Source organism: Terriglobia bacterium, assembly GCA_020072845.1.
In the GTDB taxonomy this organism is placed as follows: domain Bacteria; phylum Acidobacteriota; class Terriglobia; order Terriglobales; family Acidobacteriaceae; genus JAIQGF01.
In genome coordinates this window covers 20205-36613 of record JAIQGF010000024.1, presented here as the reverse complement: position 1 = coordinate 36613, position 16409 = coordinate 20205, and the positions used below count along the sequence as shown (strand labels likewise).

Annotated in this window: 12 protein-coding genes; 4 read left to right on the top strand and 8 right to left on the bottom strand. The window is 62.2% G+C overall.

All coding sequences use genetic code 11. From position 1 onward, the window contains the following. The first annotated feature begins 196 nt into the window (after window positions 1–196). The 3 genes from ispD (at window position 197) to ispF (ending at window position 1742) form a co-directional block, all read left to right on the top strand. Window positions 197–928 carry a 2-C-methyl-D-erythritol 4-phosphate cytidylyltransferase gene (ispD, locus tag LAN70_18815; GenBank protein MBZ5513205.1) on the top strand — a complete coding sequence of 244 codons (732 nt, stop codon included), beginning with the start codon at window positions 197–199 and terminating at the stop codon, window positions 926–928. 79 nt (window positions 929–1007) lie between these two features. Continuing rightward, a complete protein-coding gene (locus tag LAN70_18810; GenBank protein MBZ5513204.1) occupies window positions 1008–1133 on the top strand; it encodes a GxxExxY protein in 126 nt (41 codons plus the stop codon). Window positions 1134–1163: 30 nt separating this feature from the next. Next, window positions 1164–1742, top strand: coding sequence for a 2-C-methyl-D-erythritol 2,4-cyclodiphosphate synthase (gene ispF, locus LAN70_18805; protein ID MBZ5513203.1), 579 nt, complete (start codon window positions 1164–1166; stop codon window positions 1740–1742). Window positions 1743–1863: 121 nt separating this feature from the next. Here ispF and LAN70_18800 read toward each other — a convergent pair whose 3' ends face one another. The 5 genes from LAN70_18800 to dnaB form a co-directional block, all read right to left on the bottom strand. Beyond that, the gene (locus tag LAN70_18800) at window positions 1864–5253 is read right to left on the bottom strand and encodes a diguanylate cyclase (protein ID MBZ5513202.1); all 3390 of its coding nucleotides are present in this window, start codon (window positions 5251–5253) and stop codon (window positions 1864–1866) included. A 230-nt stretch (window positions 5254–5483) separates the two neighbouring features. Further along, the gene (locus LAN70_18795; protein MBZ5513201.1) at window positions 5484–7196 is read right to left on the bottom strand and encodes a glutamine--tRNA ligase/YqeY domain fusion protein; all 1713 of its coding nucleotides are present in this window, start codon (window positions 7194–7196) and stop codon (window positions 5484–5486) included. 150 nt (window positions 7197–7346) lie between these two features. After that, on the bottom strand, window positions 7347–7793 hold the full coding sequence (tnpA, locus tag LAN70_18790) for an IS200/IS605 family transposase (protein MBZ5513200.1): 447 nt from the start codon (window positions 7791–7793) through the stop codon (window positions 7347–7349). A 243-nt stretch (window positions 7794–8036) separates the two neighbouring features. Further along, window positions 8037–9491: a glutamate--tRNA ligase gene (gene gltX, locus LAN70_18785; GenBank protein ID MBZ5513199.1), complete on the bottom strand. Its 1455-nt coding sequence runs from the start codon at window positions 9489–9491 to the stop codon at window positions 8037–8039. Between the two features lie 96 nt (window positions 9492–9587). After that, window positions 9588–10958 carry a replicative DNA helicase gene (dnaB, locus tag LAN70_18780; protein ID MBZ5513198.1) on the bottom strand — a complete coding sequence of 457 codons (1371 nt, stop codon included), beginning with the start codon at window positions 10956–10958 and terminating at the stop codon, window positions 9588–9590. 542 nt (window positions 10959–11500) lie between these two features. Between dnaB and LAN70_18775 the strand changes: the two genes are divergently transcribed. Further along, entirely contained in the window at window positions 11501–11812 is a 312-nt protein-coding gene (locus tag LAN70_18775; protein MBZ5513197.1) for a hypothetical protein, read from the top strand. A gap of 185 nt (window positions 11813–11997) precedes the next feature. On the opposite strand, the gene rpoD is transcribed toward LAN70_18775, so the two are convergent. From rpoD to LAN70_18760, 3 genes are all read right to left on the bottom strand, one after another. Next, a complete protein-coding gene (gene rpoD, locus LAN70_18770) occupies window positions 11998–13698 on the bottom strand; it encodes an RNA polymerase sigma factor RpoD (GenBank protein MBZ5513196.1) in 1701 nt (566 codons plus the stop codon). Between the two features lie 271 nt (window positions 13699–13969). Further along, window positions 13970–15871 carry a DNA primase gene (locus LAN70_18765; protein MBZ5513195.1) on the bottom strand — a complete coding sequence of 634 codons (1902 nt, stop codon included), beginning with the start codon at window positions 15869–15871 and terminating at the stop codon, window positions 13970–13972. Between the two features lie 208 nt (window positions 15872–16079). After that, window positions 16080–16358, bottom strand: coding sequence for a hypothetical protein (locus LAN70_18760; protein MBZ5513194.1), 279 nt, complete (start codon window positions 16356–16358; stop codon window positions 16080–16082). Window positions 16359–16409: the final 51 nt, after the last annotated feature.

Genomic DNA, 16409 nt, shown 5'->3' with positions numbered 1-16409 from the left:
CGCCCGTCGCGTCTTCTTCGTGTACCGCTCAAAGCCCGTCATCATCGCCAGTGTCCTCTGTTGTTTGTCAGAATTCATCTGGCTGCACTTTAGCTACAATGCCTGTGGAAAGTGGAGAGCTTAATCAGAGTCTCCTTAGCAGCTAAAAGCTAAAAGCTGATTTTCGAAAGCTGAGAGCTTATACTGCTAGCCCCTTATGAACGTGCTGGTCATCATTCCGGCGGCGGGGCTGGGGACGCGCATGGCAGCGGCCAGTGGCGCGCGCGTAGTGCCGGCGGCCTCCAAGCAATTCACCGAGCTGGACGGCGTTCCCATCCTGATCCACACGCTGCGCAAGTTCGCTGCGTCACCGCAAGTACGCGAAATTTACCTGGCGCTGCGCCCACCGGAAGCCGCCGCATTCCAGGCTCGGTTGACCGAGGAGAAGCTGGGCAAGCCGGTGCGGGTGGTGGAAGGCGGCGAGCACCGTCAGGAGTCGGTGGCCAACGCGCTGGCCGCGGTGAAGGCGTCTGCCGACGATATTGTCCTGGTGCATGACGCGGTGCGGCCGTTCGTGGATGAGGAAATCATCGCCAGCGTCATCGAGGCCGCCGTGCGCCACGGCGCTGCCATTGCCGGCATGCCCGCCTCGGATACCATCAAGCAGGTGGAACGAACCGCCGAGGGGGCGGTGATACGCGCCACCCTGCCGCGGGCGCAGATCGTCATGGCACAGACGCCGCAGGGCTTCCGCTACGAGGTGTTGAAGAAAGCCTTCGCCGAAGCCACGGCGGATGGGTTTACCGGGACCGACGAGGCGTCGCTGGTGGAACGGTCGGGGCACGAAGTGGTGGTGGTGATGGGCTCGGCGCGCAACATCAAGATCACCACGCCGTGGGATCTGGAACTGGCGGAATTCTTCATGGAGCAGGAAAAGACAAGAGCTTAACCGCGGATCTCCACGGATGAACACGGATCAGAACACGGAAAAAGCCTAGCCACGGATGAACACGGATTGGAACAAAGACATGAGTGAGCCGTCTAAATCGAGTGGCGCCGGTTCAACCACCAATGCCCCCGGCCTGAAGTACGGCGAGCTCACGCAGAAAATCATTGGTGTCTTCTACGATGTCTACAACGAATTGGGCCCGTGAAAATCCGTGGTTAATATCCGTGGCCAATACATGAGAATCGGATACGGCTGGGATTCACACGAGTTCAAGCCCGGGATACCGCTGAAGATCGGCGGGGTGACGATCGCTCACCCCAAGGGGCTGGCGGGGCACTCCGACGGAGACGTGTTGCTGCACGCCTTGACCGACGCGTTGCTGGGCGCGATTGCGGCGGGGGACATCGGCACGTATTTTCCGCCGTCGGACGCGCGCTGGAAAGGCGCTGACTCCGCGGTGTTCTTGCGGACTGCGCTGGAGCATGTGGAGCGCGCGGGATACGCGGTGGCGAACGTGGATTCCACGCTCATCCTGGCCGAGCCCAGGATTGGGCCGCACGCGGCGCTGATTCAGAGGCGGGTCGCGGAGCTGTTGAGCATTGAGCCGGCGGCGGTCGGGGTGAAGGCGAAGACGCCCGAAGGAATGGGTACCGACAATGCTGCCATCGCGCACGTCGTCGTGTTGTTGACCAAGAAGGCGGGCAAGCGGCGGCAGCAAGCCGAGGCGCTGGAATCCGTGCCCCAACCGGTGGTGGATTCGGTGGCGGAGAGCCTGGTGGAGAGCGCGGTGGGGTCGAAGTGGAAGAAAAAGTAAGTGCCGAGTGCCGAAAACCGAGTACCGAAAACCGAAAACCGAAAACCGAAAACCTAGATCCCTCGCTGCGCTCGGGATGACAATCCGTATAACTTAATTTTATTCCCTGCGAGGCAGCCTTCTACGTCGATTGGCTGCGGGCGACCGACTTGTGTTTGCCCTTGACTTGAGCCAGGTACAGGCGGACGAGCATGCCGTCGAACTGCGTGCCGCTGCAGCGCTCGAGTTCGGCCATCGCTTCGGCCTGGGAGAGCCGCGGGGCAAACGGGCGGTCGGTCATCATGGTGAGGTAACCATCCACCACGGCCAGCATGCGCGAGCCGAGGGGAATCTGCTCGCCGCGCAAGCCGTCGGGATAGCCGGCGCCGTCGAAGCGCTCGTGATGGTGCTTGATGATCTCCTGGAGGCGGTCGCTGGCGGGAATGCAGGAGACGATTTCGGCGCCGACCGCCGGGTGCATCTTGACCAGGTAAAATTCGTCTTCGGTGAGCGGGCCGGGTTTGCAGAGGATTTTTTCCGGCAGGATGAGCTTGCCGAGGTCGTGGACGCGGGCGGCGTAGGTGACGTCCTGCAGCTCGTCTTCAACCATGCCGAGTTCGTGCCCCAGCATCTCGACATCGCGCGCTGCGGTCTCGGCCAGGCCGGCGGCGTGCACTTCACGCCCTTCCGAAGCTCGGCTCAGGGCGCATAAGGCCTCCATCAGCGATTCGCGGCTCTCCGTGGCGGCACACATTTTCTTGATCGTCGCGGTGAGTTCCTGGACCGACTCGGGACCGGTGTGTTCGCGCTGCAGGAAGCCCTCGATGAACGCAGTGAGCAACTGCCGCTGAGCAATGGCGCTGCCGGAACCGAGAAATTCCTCGGCGATGGAGACGCAGTTCCCGCCGGCGCGCTTGGAGACGTACATGCCGGCGTCGGCCACCCGGAGCACTTCCTCGGCGGTGGCGCCGTGCAGCGGAAAGCTGGCCACGCCAAAGCTGCCGGTGATTTGGCGTTCGTTGAGCATGGGGTCGGTGGCGATCCAGAGGCGCAGGCGTTCGGAGAGAATCTGCGCCTGTTCGGCGCCGGTTTCGGGCATGAGGATGACGAATTCGTCGCCGCCGTAGCGCGCCACCACGTTGGACTGCCGCGATTTCTGCTCCAGCAGGCGGCCGACGCGCGTCAGCACCAGGTCGCCCTCCAGGTGGCCGCTGGTGTCGTTCACCGCCTTGAATTTGTCGAGGTCAATCAGAGCCACCGAAAAGGGGCGGCCGGAACGCGAGGCGCGCTTCCATTCCGTCTGCAGGTTCTCCAGGAAAAAGCGGCGCGTCTTGATGCCGGTGAGGCTGTCGGTGATGGACTGCTGCTGCAGTTTCTGGAAGACGAAAGCGTTGTGCAGCGCGGTGGCGAGCAGGTCAGCCAGCGTCCGGAGGATGAGGACTTCCTGGTCGGCAAAGGCTTTTTCGCGGCGGCTCTCGATGTTGAGCACTCCGAGCAGGCTCTCGCCATAGGTAAGCGGCAGGCAGAGCACGGAGCGCGCGTCGGGCAGGAGGGAGGCCAGCTTGGCATCGCCGTCCTGCACCAGCACCATCTCGCTGCTGCGGGCGCAGCGTCCGATGATGCCGGCGCCCAGGGGCACACGTTTGCCGGCGCCGGAGGAGGTGGCGCCCGCTTCGGCCTTGATCTCGATCTCCTTGGTGACGTAATCGAGCATGCCGATGCCGATGTGATCGAAATCGAAGTTCTGCTGGATCTCGCTCGCAATCTCCGCCAGCATCCGCTCGGCATCCTGGCTGGAAATGGCGGCCTTGGAAACGTTGTTCAGGAAGGCGAGATACCGCGACCGGCGCTGCTGTTCCTTGAACAGACGGGCATTCTCGATGGCGACGGCGACCTGGCCGGCGGCGGTCTGCAGCAATTCCAGGTCGCGCTGCTCGTACACGAACTCGCGGTCAAAATTCATCACCGCCAACACGCCGACGGCATGGTTGTTGATGAAAATCGGCGCCGCGCAATAACTCTTGGCCGGGATGTCGGGCACGAAAGTAAGCCCGAGGCGGGCGCGGACCTTCTCCATGTCGGAGCGGACCAGCAGAGGCTGGCCGCTGCGAATCACGTACTCGGTCATGGCGTTCGCGGTCTTGCGCGAGCGCTTGGGGAGGACCTCGCCCTTGACCGATTCGAATTCAAAGCGCAGCTCGTCGTCGGCGAGGAAGGCGACGTAAAAGGTCTCGGTGTCGAATAACAATCCGAGTTCCTTCTGGATGGAGCGGAGAACCTCGTCGGAATCGAGGCGCGAGCTGATCACCTGGCCCATCTGGGTGAGCAGTTCGTACTCGCGGGTGCGCCGCTTGGCCTCGTTCATCACCACGTAGTTTTCCAGGGTGAGGCCGATCTGCATGGCGACCCCGAGAAGCAGCCGCACCTGCGAGGTGCCCAGCACCCTGCGCTCGTCGTGGGGAAACAGGACGACGCCGAAATTGTGTTCGCGCGTCTGCAGGCTGACCGCGGTCAGGCTGCGCACCTCATAACGCCCCAACACGGCCTGGCAGCGTTCGAAGCGGCGGGGCGCGCCGGCGGGCAGCGGCTCGGTCATGTGGGCGACGTTGCGCAGAGTTCCCAGGCCGCCGCGCCGGAAGGCGATATCGCTGAGGTACTCGCCGGCGCCTTCGTTCTCCAGGGCGGCGGTGAAGGTGGGGTCGAAACCGCGGCTGACCGAAGGCAGCACGGCGCGCCAGCGCTCAGCGATGCTGATGGCGGCCCGCTCGGCGCGGCACAAGCGCATGAACCGGTCCAGCAGCTTGAGCAGCGCGGGCGCCGCTTCGGCGGGACTGAGCAGGGAATTGGCGTCCACGTCGAGGGTGGAGAACACCAGCGCGTTCTCCTGCACCAGCCGGCGTTCGTGTTCGAACAACACGATGATCATGGCGACGCCGACCAGCATCTGCGGCATGGTGCCGAGGAAAAGGCCGACCCGCCCAAAATACTTATCGAAGAAGCCGTGAAACTGGCGCAACACCAGCAGGGGGACCCACAACAAAAGAGACGCGGCCAGCAGGCGGAAACCGGCGGAGTCGCGTTGCCGGCCGAGTCGGTAGAAGCGTGCCGCGGAGAGTGCCAGCACGAAGGCGATGCCGACATCGAGTTCCAAGTGCGGTCGAGCCATCGCCTGGAACCGGCCATTGTCCATGTGGGCCAGGAGATTGTGCACCGTGAGCGCGACCGCGCCGGCGGCCAGCACAGCATCGGACCAGTGCGGCCGGTAGTCTTCCTGCACCAGGCGCGTGGAAACCAAGATGGCAGCGGCTACGCCGCAGAACAAGAGCTTGGAAGCGATGAACGCAAAGGCGTTCTCGGTGGAGAAATAATTCCAGGCCAAAAGCGCGTATTGCAGGCAGTAGGCGGCCCAGGCGAGTTGCCACGCCCGGAAATACGGCTCATGCGACTGCCGGTAGAGATAGCTGAAGACGAAGAAAAACAGCAGCGCAAAGATGCCGGGGACGATGATGATCCCGATGAATACGTTCTCCATGGCGCGGCTCTGCTGTTCGTTATGCTAACCCTCCCGTCAGGAAAGTTATGCTCTCCTTGGCCAGAACGGGCAGGGTTGGTCCCTGGGGAAATCGACCCGCCGGGAGCGTACCTTGGGCTCTGGGGACAAGCCGGCCGCTGTGCCGTTAGGGTGGCGAAAATATATGTGGTTTGTCCCTAACCGTCAATCAGGTAAATGCCTACGCAGAGGTAACTTAGGTCACTGCTTGCCTAGGTCCCGGCGCGCTTCTCGATTTTTGCCCAGGTGTCCTTCAGGGCGACGGTGCGGTTGAAGACCGGCTTTCCCGAAATGGAATCGGGATCGGCACAAAAATACCCCAGGCGCTCGAACTGGTAACGGCTGCCCGGGGCGGCATTGGCCAGCGACGGCTCCAGCCTGGCGTGGCTGACGATCTCCAGCGAGTTGGGGTTGAGGTTGGAGGTGAAATCCTTGCCCGGTTCAACCTGGCTGGGATCCTCGCTGGTGAACAGTGTGTCGTAGAGCCGCACCTCGGCGTCCACGGCATGCGCGGCCGAAACCCAATGGATTGTGGACTTTACCTTGCGGCCGTCGGGCGTGTTGCCGCCGCGGGTGGCCGGGTCGTAGGTGCAGTGGACCTCGACCACCTCGCCCTTTTCATTTTTCACCACGCCGGTGCAGGTGACCAGGTAGCCATAGCGCAGCCGCACCTCGCGTCCGGGTGAGAGGCGGAAATACTTGGGCGGCGGAACCTCGCGGAAATCGTCCTGCTCGATGTACAGCACCTTGGAGAACGGCACCTTGCGCTTGCCCGCCTGCGGATCTTCCGGATTATTGATGGCTTCCAATTCGTCAGTCTGACCCTCGGGATAGTTATCGATCACCACCTTAAGCGGGCGCAATACGGCCATGGCCCGCGGCGCGCGCTTGTTCAGGTCTTCGCGCACGAAGTGCTCCAGCATGGCGAGGTCAACAATGCCGTTGGTGCGCGAGGCGCCCACGGCGGTAACGAAATTGCGGATCGCCTCCGGGGTGTAGCCGCGGCGGCGGATGCCGCAAATGGTGGGCATGCGGGGGTCGTCCCAGCCGCGTACGTGGCCTTCGTTGACCAGTTGCAGCAGCTTGCGCTTGCTGAGCAGCGTGTAGGTCAGGTTGAGGCGGTCGAACTCGATCTGCTGCGACGGAAAGATGCCGAGCTGTTCGATGTACCAGCGATAAAGCGGCTGGTGGTCGGCAAACTCCAGCGTGCACATGGAGTGCGTCACCTTTTCCAGGGAATCGGACTGGCCGTGGGCGTAGTCGTACATCGGGTAGATGCACCACTTGTCGCCCGTCCGTTGATGCGAGGAGTGCAGGATGCGGTACATGACCGGATCGCGCAGGTTCATGTTGGGCGAGGTCATGTCAATCTTGGCGCGCAGCACGCGCGAGCCGTCGGGAAACTCACCCTTCGCCATGCGGGTGAACAGGTCGAGATTTTCTTCCACCGGGCGATTGCGATACGGGCTCTCGCGGCCGGACTCGGTCAGGGTGCCGCGGTATTCGCGGGTTTCGTCGGCGGTGAGGTCGTCAACGTAGGCCTTGCCGTCCTTGATCAGCTTGATCGCCCATTCGTAGAGCTGGTCGAAATAGTCGGAGGCATAGTAGAGGCCGTCCCACTCGAAGCCCAGCCAGCGGACGTCCGCCATGATCGAGTCCACGTACTCCTGCTCTTCTTTTTCCGGGTTGGTGTCGTCGAAGCGCAGGTTGGTGCGTCCGCCGAACTCGTCGGCCAGGCCGAAGTCGAGGCAGATGGCTTTGGCGTGCCCGATGTGCAGGTAGCCGTTCGGCTCGGGAGGGAAGCGCGTTTGGATGACCGCGTCGCCGTACTTCTTTGTCTTCAGGTCCTCGACCATGATGTCGCGGATGAAATTCGAGGGGGCGGGGGCGCTTACGGCAGGTTTGGTCTTCGGATTGGTAGCCATATCAGTCATCTAACGAGAATCCAATCCACTATTGTAATCGCGGCGGGGCGCTTGAGGCCGCAGTCCCAGCGGGACGGTTGCTAGTAGCCCGGCGTTTCAACGCCGGGAACGGTTCCGCAACAGACCCAAGTCCCGTAGGGACGGCTGAGATTATCCCCAAATGTATCGCGGGTCATAGTCAATGCGGTGCTTTCTCAACAATGCCTGGAACTCCTCTTCGAAACTGCGCTTTTGATGGTGTTCGGGCTGTTTCCGGACGTAGTCGAGAGTTCTGTCCAGGTTGGAAACGCTTACCGTGAACGCGCCGTATCCGTCCTGCCAGTGGAACTCGGGCCCGGGATGCTCATTGATCCATTTCGATGAGCCGCCTTTTAGCAACTGCACGGCCTTGGCGATGGCAATCGTGGCTGGCAGCGAGAGCAACAGGTGGACGTGATCGTCCGTGCCGCCGACCGCGAGCGCCTTCATCTGATTTTCGCGGGCAATGCCGCCGAGGTAGGCCCAGAGTTTGGGCCGCAATTCCTCGCCAACGCATTTGCGGCGATCCTTGGTTGAAAAGACATAATGTACAAGGCTGGAGACGTACGTGTGCGCCATCCGCGACTCCGAAATGTATCAGCCGTCCCAACGGGACTGAGCCGGATATCGTACGCTTACCCGCCACTGAAGTGGCGGGCTACTTTCATTCGTCCGTACCGGACGGGTTTCGTTTCGGGATTTACGACGGGTGATATGGTCGAGCGGGGGGCGCCCACCAGGTGGCTTGAAGTGCCAGGTTAGTCCCATCAGTCCGTACCGGACGGGTCCTGATTCTAGGCGCTGGGGCCGGGCCGCTGCGCACTAGCCACCCAGCTTATGGATAGCTTGCTCGATCCGCGCCAGCGTTTTCTCTTTCCCCAGCACTTCCAGCGTCTCAAACAGCGGTGGGGCGTTCTTGCGGCCGCAGACGGCAACGCGGATCGGCTGGAACATCTGGCCCGCTTTCAGTTTCATTTCCTGCGCGGCGGCGCGTAAGGCCGCATCCAGCGCGTCGTGGGTGAATTCGGTCGCGGCCAGCACCTCGCGCCCTTTCTTCAGGGCCTTCAGCGCCATCGCCGCATCGCCCTTCTGCGGGACCAGTTCTGCTGGGTCGTAAGGCGGCAGTTGGTCCACGAAGAAAAAATCGGCGACGGTGAGCACGTCCTTCAGCAGCTTGATACGCTCGCGCACCAGCGGCGTGATGCGCGCCATCTGCTCCGGCGAAACATCAAAGCCGGCTTCGCGCACCACCGGCAGCAAGCGCTCGCTCAATTGCTCCACCGGCAGCGCCCGGATGTGTTCGGCGTTCAGCCAGATCGCCTTGGGGTCGAACATTTCCTCCGGCGTGGCGGCGGGCTCCTTAAAATTGACCACCGCGTTGGCGCGATTGATGCCCTCCAGCGAAAACAGGTCAATCAACTCCTGCCGCGTCAGGAACTCGCGGTCTTGCTTTGGCGACCAGCCCAGCAGGCACAGGAAATTGACGAACGCCTCGGGCAAAAATCCCGCGTCGCGATAGGTGGTGACGCTCACCACCGGCCCGTGCTTGCGCTTGGAGAGCTTCGTGCCATCGGGCGCCACCAGCAGCGGCAGGTGCGCGAACTGCGGCGGTGCGGCGCCGGCGGCTTCGAAAATCAGCACGTGCTTGAAGGTGTTGGTGAGGTGGTCCTGGCCGCGAATGATGTGGCTGATGCGCAGGTCGGCATCGTCGGCGCAGGAAGCCATGTGATAGGTCGGCATGCCGTCGGAGCGCAGCAGCGCGAAGTCTTCGATGTCGGCGGTGGACTTGGCCTGTTCGCCATAGACGGCGTCGTCGAAACGGATGATCCGCTCCGGCTCGCGCGGCACGCGGAAACGCAGCGCGAACGGCTCACCGGCGGCGGCGCGGCGGTCGCTTTCCTCGCGCGATATTTCGCGTGCACCGGGATTGAACAGCCACGCGCCCTGCGCGACCGGCCTCGGGCTGTCGCCTTCATGCGCCGGGGTGAAATCGCGATACGCCATGCCCTTGGCGAAGATTGCTTCCGCCATCTGCTTGTGCAGTGCCAGCCGCTCCGACTGGCGGTATTGCTCGTCCCAGGGGAGATCGAGCCAGCGCAGGCCCTCGAAAATCGAGGTGAGCGAGGCTTCGGTGTTGCGCTCCACGTCGGTGTCGTCCACGCGCAGGATCATGGCGCCGCCATTGTGGCGGGCGTAGAGCCAATTCAAGATGAAGGTGCGCGCGCTGCCGACGTGCAGAAATCCCGTGGGTGACGGCGCGAAGCGGACTCGCAGCATAAACGGTCAGTATAACAACGAGGGTTGTCGGTTTTCGGTGATCGGTTATCGGTACGTCGCAGCGAGAGTTGATAGCTGATAGCTGATAGCTGAGAGCTATTCCGACTCTCCGGCCCTGGATTCAAACCGCGTGCTCCGCTTCAGGAAAGCGAGATCCACCTTGCCGGTGGGGCCGTTGCGCTGCTTGGCGATGATCAACTCGGCGAAGCCCTCGTTTTCCGGCGTGGGGTTGTAGACCTCTTCGCGGAAAATGAAACCGACCAGGTCGGCATCTTGCTCGATGGAGCCGGATTCACGCAGGTCGGACAACTGCGGGCGATGATCGCCGCCGCGGCTTTCCGGAGCGCGGCTCAACTGCGAGAGCCCGATCACCGGCACGCGCAGTTCCTTGGCCAGCAGCTTCAGGCCGCGCGAGATGGCGGAAACTTCCTGGGTGCGGTTCTCGAAACGCGCCTTAACACCGGCAGCGCTTCCGGACATGAGCTGCAGGTAGTCCACGATGAGCAGGTCGAGGCGTCCTCCCATCTGGTGCTGCAGGCGGCGGGCCTTGGCGCGCATTTCGCTGATGGTGATGCCGGGCGTGTCGTCAATGAAGACGGGGGCATCGGCAAGGCGGCCCAGCGCTGCCACCAGCTTCTGATAATCGTCGCGGCCCAGAAAGCCGGTGCGCAGCTTGTGCGAGTCCACGATGGCGTTGGAGCAGAGCAGGCGCAGCAGCAGCGCCTCGCGCGACATCTCCAGCGAGAACATGCCGACCACCTTGTTGTCCTTCACCGCCGCGTTCTCCGCGATGTTGAGCGCCAAGGCGGTTTTGCCCATGGAAGGACGGGCGGCGATGATGATCAGGTCGGAGCGCTGCAATCCGCTGGTCAGGTTGTCGAGATCCACGAAGTGAGTTTCCAGGCCGGTGACGCGCTGCCCGCGTTCGTAGAGCGCGTCAATCGAGCCGAACGACTCCTTCACGATTTGCTTCACGTCGCGGAAGCCGGAGGTAAAGCGCTTGTCGGAAAGCTCGTAAATGGCAGCTTCGGCGGAGGTCAGGACATCCTGCGCGGGCTCGGCCTCGTCCATGGCGCGGGCGACGGCGGCGTTGGAAGCGAAAATGAGGCCGCGCAGCAGCGCCTTGTCCTTGACGATGCGCACGTACTGCTCGATGTTGGGGCGGTGCGGCAGGCCGTCGGTGAGCGACGACAGGTAAGCGACGCCGCCGATCGCTTCGACTTCCTTGCGCCGTGACAACTCTTCGGCGAGCGTGACCAGGTCCACCGGGCGCCCGGAATCGGCCAGCTCGGTGATGCGCCCGTAAATGCGGCGGTGCGAGTCGAGCGAGAAATCGTCAGCCTGGAGGTTCTCGGACGAGGCCTGCGTGTAGGTAAAGTTGTCGAGCAGGATGGCGCCCAGGATGGAGCGCTCGGCGTCAATATTGGCGGGAAGCCCGCGTTCGAGAGCGTAATCGGTGGTGGCCAATTTGGGGGTCCGTTCGGTGCTAAGAAGAAATATAGGCGAAGCGGGGGAAAAGACAAGGGTGATTATCGGTTATTTACGGTGGAAAAACGGGAAGTTGGCACGGGCGCGTGCATACCTTCATTTCGCGATTGAGTGATTTGTGATTTAGTGATTGGTCTGGCTCCAAAAGCAGTCCGATAATTCAACATAAATCAGTCAATATGTCCTGAAGCCGCCGGGAACGCGCTCAAGCAGGGATCGCTCCCGGCACCGGTCCAGCGCCTGCCATAAGTTGCCACTCAGGGCGGCCCCTCCCGGCTGTGCGCGGTTCCGTGCGCCTCGGCGGCACGCCACGCGGGCAAGTAGCACGGGGTTCGAAGCGCCCTCCAGGTGCGCATGGCGCACCCGTCAACGCTCCGGCATGCCCAGCCGCTTCGGTCAGCACACGCGATCTACGCCTGCTGACCGAGGCCAGTGGGCCGGAATGCCGTGCCACGCTCCCCTGAACCATTCAGGTGGAAACCGCCTTGGCTGCGTGACGCTGCACCCTTGCTGCCGTGTTCGTGCCCGCAGAACTGGCCGTTACCGACGAGGAGCCCGAAAAACCGAACCTGCCAAGCCGGTCCTCCCTTGCCAAGGACCATTTTGCTTTACCGGCCGCACGCTGGTGCAGCGCAACAGCTCGGTTTGCATCACCGCATGTTCGGTCTTTGTCCGCGCGACGCGCTCAGAACATCAACGCTCGCGTATGCGACACATTGCCCGATGCGATGCAGACGCTCAAGCGCAAAACGAAGTTGCGCTGTGCAGAAATTGTGATTGTCAGGGAATTACTGTGGAAGTTCTTGGAAAAGCCGGAAGTATTTTGCCGCTGACTGACCCGGATGAGCGCAGATGCACAACAATGATTGCACCACGCAATCCCGAAGTGCTGTCATTGCGGTGCATTTCAAATTTCCCAGAAAAACGAAGAGCGCGAATCATCGCGCCCTTGTGTTTCTGCTCTGTTCCGCACGTCCGTCCGTTTCTGGCTAAAAGCTAACAGCTAAGAGCTAATAGCTTAGTCCCGCACCCCGTCCATAAACGCGCGGAGCTTGCGCGAGCGCGAGGGATGACGCAGCTTGCGCAGCGCCTTGGCTTCGATCTGCCGGATACGCTCGCGGGTCACGGCGAAGGACTGGCCCACTTCCTCCAGCGTGTGCTCGCTGCCATCTTCCAGGCCGAAGCGCATCTTGATGACCTTCTCTTCGCGCGGGGTAAGCGTGCGCAGCACCTGCGCCGTCTGGTCCTTGAGGTTGACGTTGATCACCGCCTCGGCCGGCGAGATGACGGCGCGGTCCTCGATGAAGTCGCCGAGGTGCGAGTCTTCCTCTTCGCCGATCGGCGTCTCCAGCGAGATGGGTTCCTGCGCGATCTTGAGCACCTTGCGGACCTTGGCGACAGGAATGTCCATGCGCTTGGCGATTTCTTCGCTGGTCGGTTCGCGGCCCAGTTCCTGCACCAGCTGGCGCGAGGTGCGGATCAGCTTGTTGATGGTCTCGATCATGTGAACCGGGATGCGAATGGTACGCGCCTGGTCCGCAATGGCGCGAGTAATCGCCTGCCGAATCCACCACGTGGCGTAGGTGGAGAACTTGTAGCCGCGGCGGTATTCGAACTTGTCCACCGCCTTCATCAGGCCGATGTTGCCTTCCTGGATGAGGTCAAGGAACTGCAGGCCGCGGTTGGTGTACTTCTTGGCAATCGAGACCACCAGGCGCAGGTTGGCTTCGATGAGTTCGCGCTTGGCCTGCTCGGCGTCAATGTCGCCCTGGATGATTTCGCGTTGGGTGCGCTTCAGCTCCGGAAAGCTGGTGCCGGATTCGTGTTCCAGGCGCTCCAGGTCGGCGCGGATCTGGCGCGACTGGCGGCGCAGGTCCTTCTTCTGCTCTTCATTGCGCGAGGCATCGATCTTCTTCTCGATGTTCTGGCACTGGCGGTCGAGCGCGCGCATCGTGTCCACGGTCTTGTTGACACGGTCAATCAGGCGCTTGCGCTCGTTGTTGGTGAAGCCCAGGAAGCGGATGCCGCGCGACATTTTGACCAGCTCGCGCGCCAGCGCCCAGCGGCAGCGGCGTCCTTCGCGCTGTTTCTTCTTCAGCGCGGGAATGTTTTCGTATTTCTCGGCGAGCTGTTGCGACTTCTTGTAATGCTTGTTGATGTCGTCGATCTTGCCGGTCCACTCCTTCAGGCGGTTCAGAAGGATTTCCTCGGTGATCTCCTCTTCATCGAAGGTGGTCACTTCCTTGATGGAGCGGACGCCCTTCTTCAGGTCCTCGCCGAGGCCGACGATTTCGCGGATGACGATCGGGGAACGCGAGAGCGCCTTCAGGACGCGGAGCTGCCCCCGCTCGATGCGCTTGGCGATCTCCACTTCGCCTTCGCGGGTGAGCAGGGGGACCGTGCCCATTTCGCGCAGGTACATGCGGACCGGGTCGTTGGTCTTCTCCAGCGCGCCCGGCGTGAGATCGAGCTCGACTTCTTCGCCCTCTTCGACTTCCTGGTCGAATTTCTTGTCCAGGGCCGAGGAAGGCAGCTTCGCCGGACCCTCGAGCACATCGATGCCCTGCGTGCCGATGGTGGTCAGCAGGTCGTCGAGGTCTTCGGGCGAATGCACGTCGTGCGGGATGAGATCGTTGACCTCGTTGTAGGTGAGGTAGCCTTTCTCTTTCCCCGCGTCGATCAACTTCTTAATGTCGTCGTACTTGTCTTCCAGAGCCAAGTGGCAATACCCCTTGCTGCACGGCAATTCCCGTAGGGCCGGGAACACCGGTCGCGCTCATAGCGGCGGGAGCTGTATTAGGACACCACAGTCGAGCAGAAACTTTCGAATTTTAGCACAACCGAGTGGCTCGCCCCAGTCACAATTCAAGCAACCCTTCGCCATTTGCGACTATTCTGAACGCCGTCAACAGGTTAGATGCCCCAAACCGGTTGATAGTTGCGGAGAAGCTGCTAGATGGGGCCACCACCACCTGGTAACGCTGGCGCGGCTACGCGCTGGCAGTACCCGGGGCCGCCGCATTGCCCAGGGCGCGATCGATTTCGACCTTTTGACGAAGCAGGCGGCCAAGTTCGGAAGCATCCTGGCGGCGCTCGGCTTCGACGATCTGCGCCCGAACCTGTCTCTGGCGACGCTCCAGGCCGCGGCGGCGCAGGGCGTTGATGGCGCCATCCACCAACTCGGGCGTGAGTTCTTCCGCGTCGTCCAGCAGGATCTCGGCGACCAGACGGCGATGGGAATCGGAGAGCGGGAGAGACATGGCGTCGGCGGATTCGCTGGCCAGCAGTTGCTCCAGGAGAGACTCGGTCGCCAGGCCCTCGTGCAAGCGCTCGTGATGCAGGGCGAAGCGGGCCTGGCGCGCGGCATCGAATTCGTCATCGGCGCCGTCACGGGAGGAGGTGGTGCCCTCGCCGGGAGCGATGTCGCTCGCCGATGCCAGCGCCCGGATCAGGATGCGCTCGGCCTGCGTGACCTGGGCATCGGGCGAGGCCGTCACCTGCTTCGTGCCGCGATTCGCGGCGGCGTGCTTCAGTTCCTGGCGGAGATTGGCGGAATCGATTCCCAGCTTCTGCGCCATTTCATTGGCAATTTCGCCGCGCATAATTCTGCTGGGCACGCGCTGAATGTGCGGCAGCAGGTAGTTGACGGCCTTCACTTTGCCTTCGGGCGTACGCACCGGGAACTGGCTGCGGGCGCGCTCGATGAGGTAGTCGAAATACTTGGGCGCGTGGCGCACGACATCCTCGTACGCCGCCTTGCCCCGGCGGCGGATAAACAGATCCGGATCCAATCCCGGCTCGAGCGTGGCTACCTTGATCTGAAAATCCTCCTGGACGAGCAGCGCCAGGGAGCGCTCAGCGGCCGCGGCCCCGGCAGTATCGGGATCGAAATTCACCACAATTCTGCGGCTGAACCTGGCCAGCAATCGCGCCTGCAACTCAGTGAAGGCGGTACCGGACGACGCGATGACGTTTTCGATGCCGGCAGCGAAAACACTAATGCAGTCCATCTGGCCCTCGACGAGGATGGCGTAGTCGAACTTGCGAATCCACTCCTTCGCCTTGTCCAGGTTGAACAGCACGCGCGATTTCGAGTAGATGGGCGTCTCGGGCGAGTTTAGGTACTTGGGTCCGGCCTTCTCGTCGGTGCTGAGGGTGCGCCCGGTGAACGCGATCACGCGCCCGCCTTCATTACAGATGGGGAACAGGACGCGGTTGCGGAATTTGGAATACATCGTCGACGGTCTGCGGTCTGCGGTCGACGGCGCTTCAGCGTTGGTTTGGCCGTCAGCCGTTGACCGTCGACCGTCGCCATCGGATTCTTTCCACGAAAACACCCCGCTTGCGCGCAGTATTTCCTCGTCGAAATCGCGTTTCAGATAATCGCGCAGGAGAAAACCGGAATCGGGGGCGTAGCCGATGCGGAAGCGCGTGATGGTGTCATGGTCCAGGCCGCGGCCGGCCAGGTACTCGCGAGCGTGGGCGCCCTCCGGCTTTTGCAACTGCTCCTGAAAAAACGCGCAGGCGCGCTCGTGCAGGTCGAGCAGGGCGCCGCGCTGTTTGGCTTCACGCGCTTCCTCGGGGCTGCTGTAGGTGACCTTGGGCAGCGGAATGCCAAGCTTCTGCGCGACCGCGCGCACCGCCTCGGGGAAGGTGATGTTTTCGATCTTCTGCACGAAGCTGAAGACGTCGCCCGAGGCGCCGCAGCCGAAGCAGTGGTAGAACTGCCGCGTCGCGTGCACCGAGAACGATCCGGTTTTTTCGTTGTGAAAGGGACAGAGGCCGGTGAAGTTCTGCGCGCCGGATTTTTTCAGCTTCACGTACTCGCCGACGATGCGGACGATGTCGGCCTGCTGCTTGACGGTGTACGCGAAATCGCCGGGCTGAGACACCGCACAATTTTATAAACTTACCAGGGAAAGTTCCTAGGCGATTGCAGGCGGAACTAAACGCCGGCAGACGAAATGCTGTGGATAACCTCTGTGTCGCGGTGGAAATGAAGGGTGATGGGCGACAGAAGTACGCTCAGCCACGGCCGCCAAGGTCCTCTTGACGGCTTGCGGCGCGGCTTATCGGCGCCCTTGCGAACCTGTCCGCTGGCTAGTGCACGTCATTCCGCTGCGGCACTTCGAAGCTGAGGTACGAAACGCGTCGCAACTTCGAAAGGTCATCCGACAAGCAGCACTCGTAAATTTCTTGCCAGTGGCGGAGATAGTCTTCGGGCGGCAACTGCGCGTCATCGTGCGTCAGGTACTGGCGCACGTTGATCCAGAAGAAATTCTTGTCGCGCAACGCGGCCGGAAGCTTCCGCACCAGCAGCGTGTCGCGAAACTCCGACTCTGGTATCCACTCGGGGGCCTGGGGGAGATTGTCTTTCATACAAGAACCCCATTCGAGATTGTCGGTAGATTCTCAAGGCGCTTCGCTGCT

Bases quoted from the DNA above. Each gene is read 5' to 3' on its own strand.
- LAN70_18760 (MBZ5513194.1), bottom strand. From the start codon at position 16,358: ATGAAAGACAATCTCCCCCAGGCCCCCGAGTGGATACCAGAGTCGGAG.
- LAN70_18795 (MBZ5513201.1), bottom strand. From the start codon at position 7,196: ATGGCTACCAATCCGAAGACCAAACCTGCCGTAAGCGCCCCCGCCCCC.
- ispD (MBZ5513205.1), top strand. From the start codon at position 197: ATGAACGTGCTGGTCATCATTCCGGCGGCGGGGCTGGGGACGCGCATG.
- LAN70_18800 (MBZ5513202.1), bottom strand. From the start codon at position 5,253: ATGGAGAACGTATTCATCGGGATCATCATCGTCCCCGGCATCTTTGCG.
- ispF (MBZ5513203.1), top strand. From the start codon at position 1,164: ATGAGAATCGGATACGGCTGGGATTCACACGAGTTCAAGCCCGGGATA.
- gltX (MBZ5513199.1), bottom strand. From the start codon at position 9,491: ATGCTGCGAGTCCGCTTCGCGCCGTCACCCACGGGATTTCTGCACGTC.
- tnpA (MBZ5513200.1), bottom strand. From the start codon at position 7,793: ATGGCGCACACGTACGTCTCCAGCCTTGTACATTATGTCTTTTCAACC.
- LAN70_18810 (MBZ5513204.1), top strand. From the start codon at position 1,008: ATGAGTGAGCCGTCTAAATCGAGTGGCGCCGGTTCAACCACCAATGCC.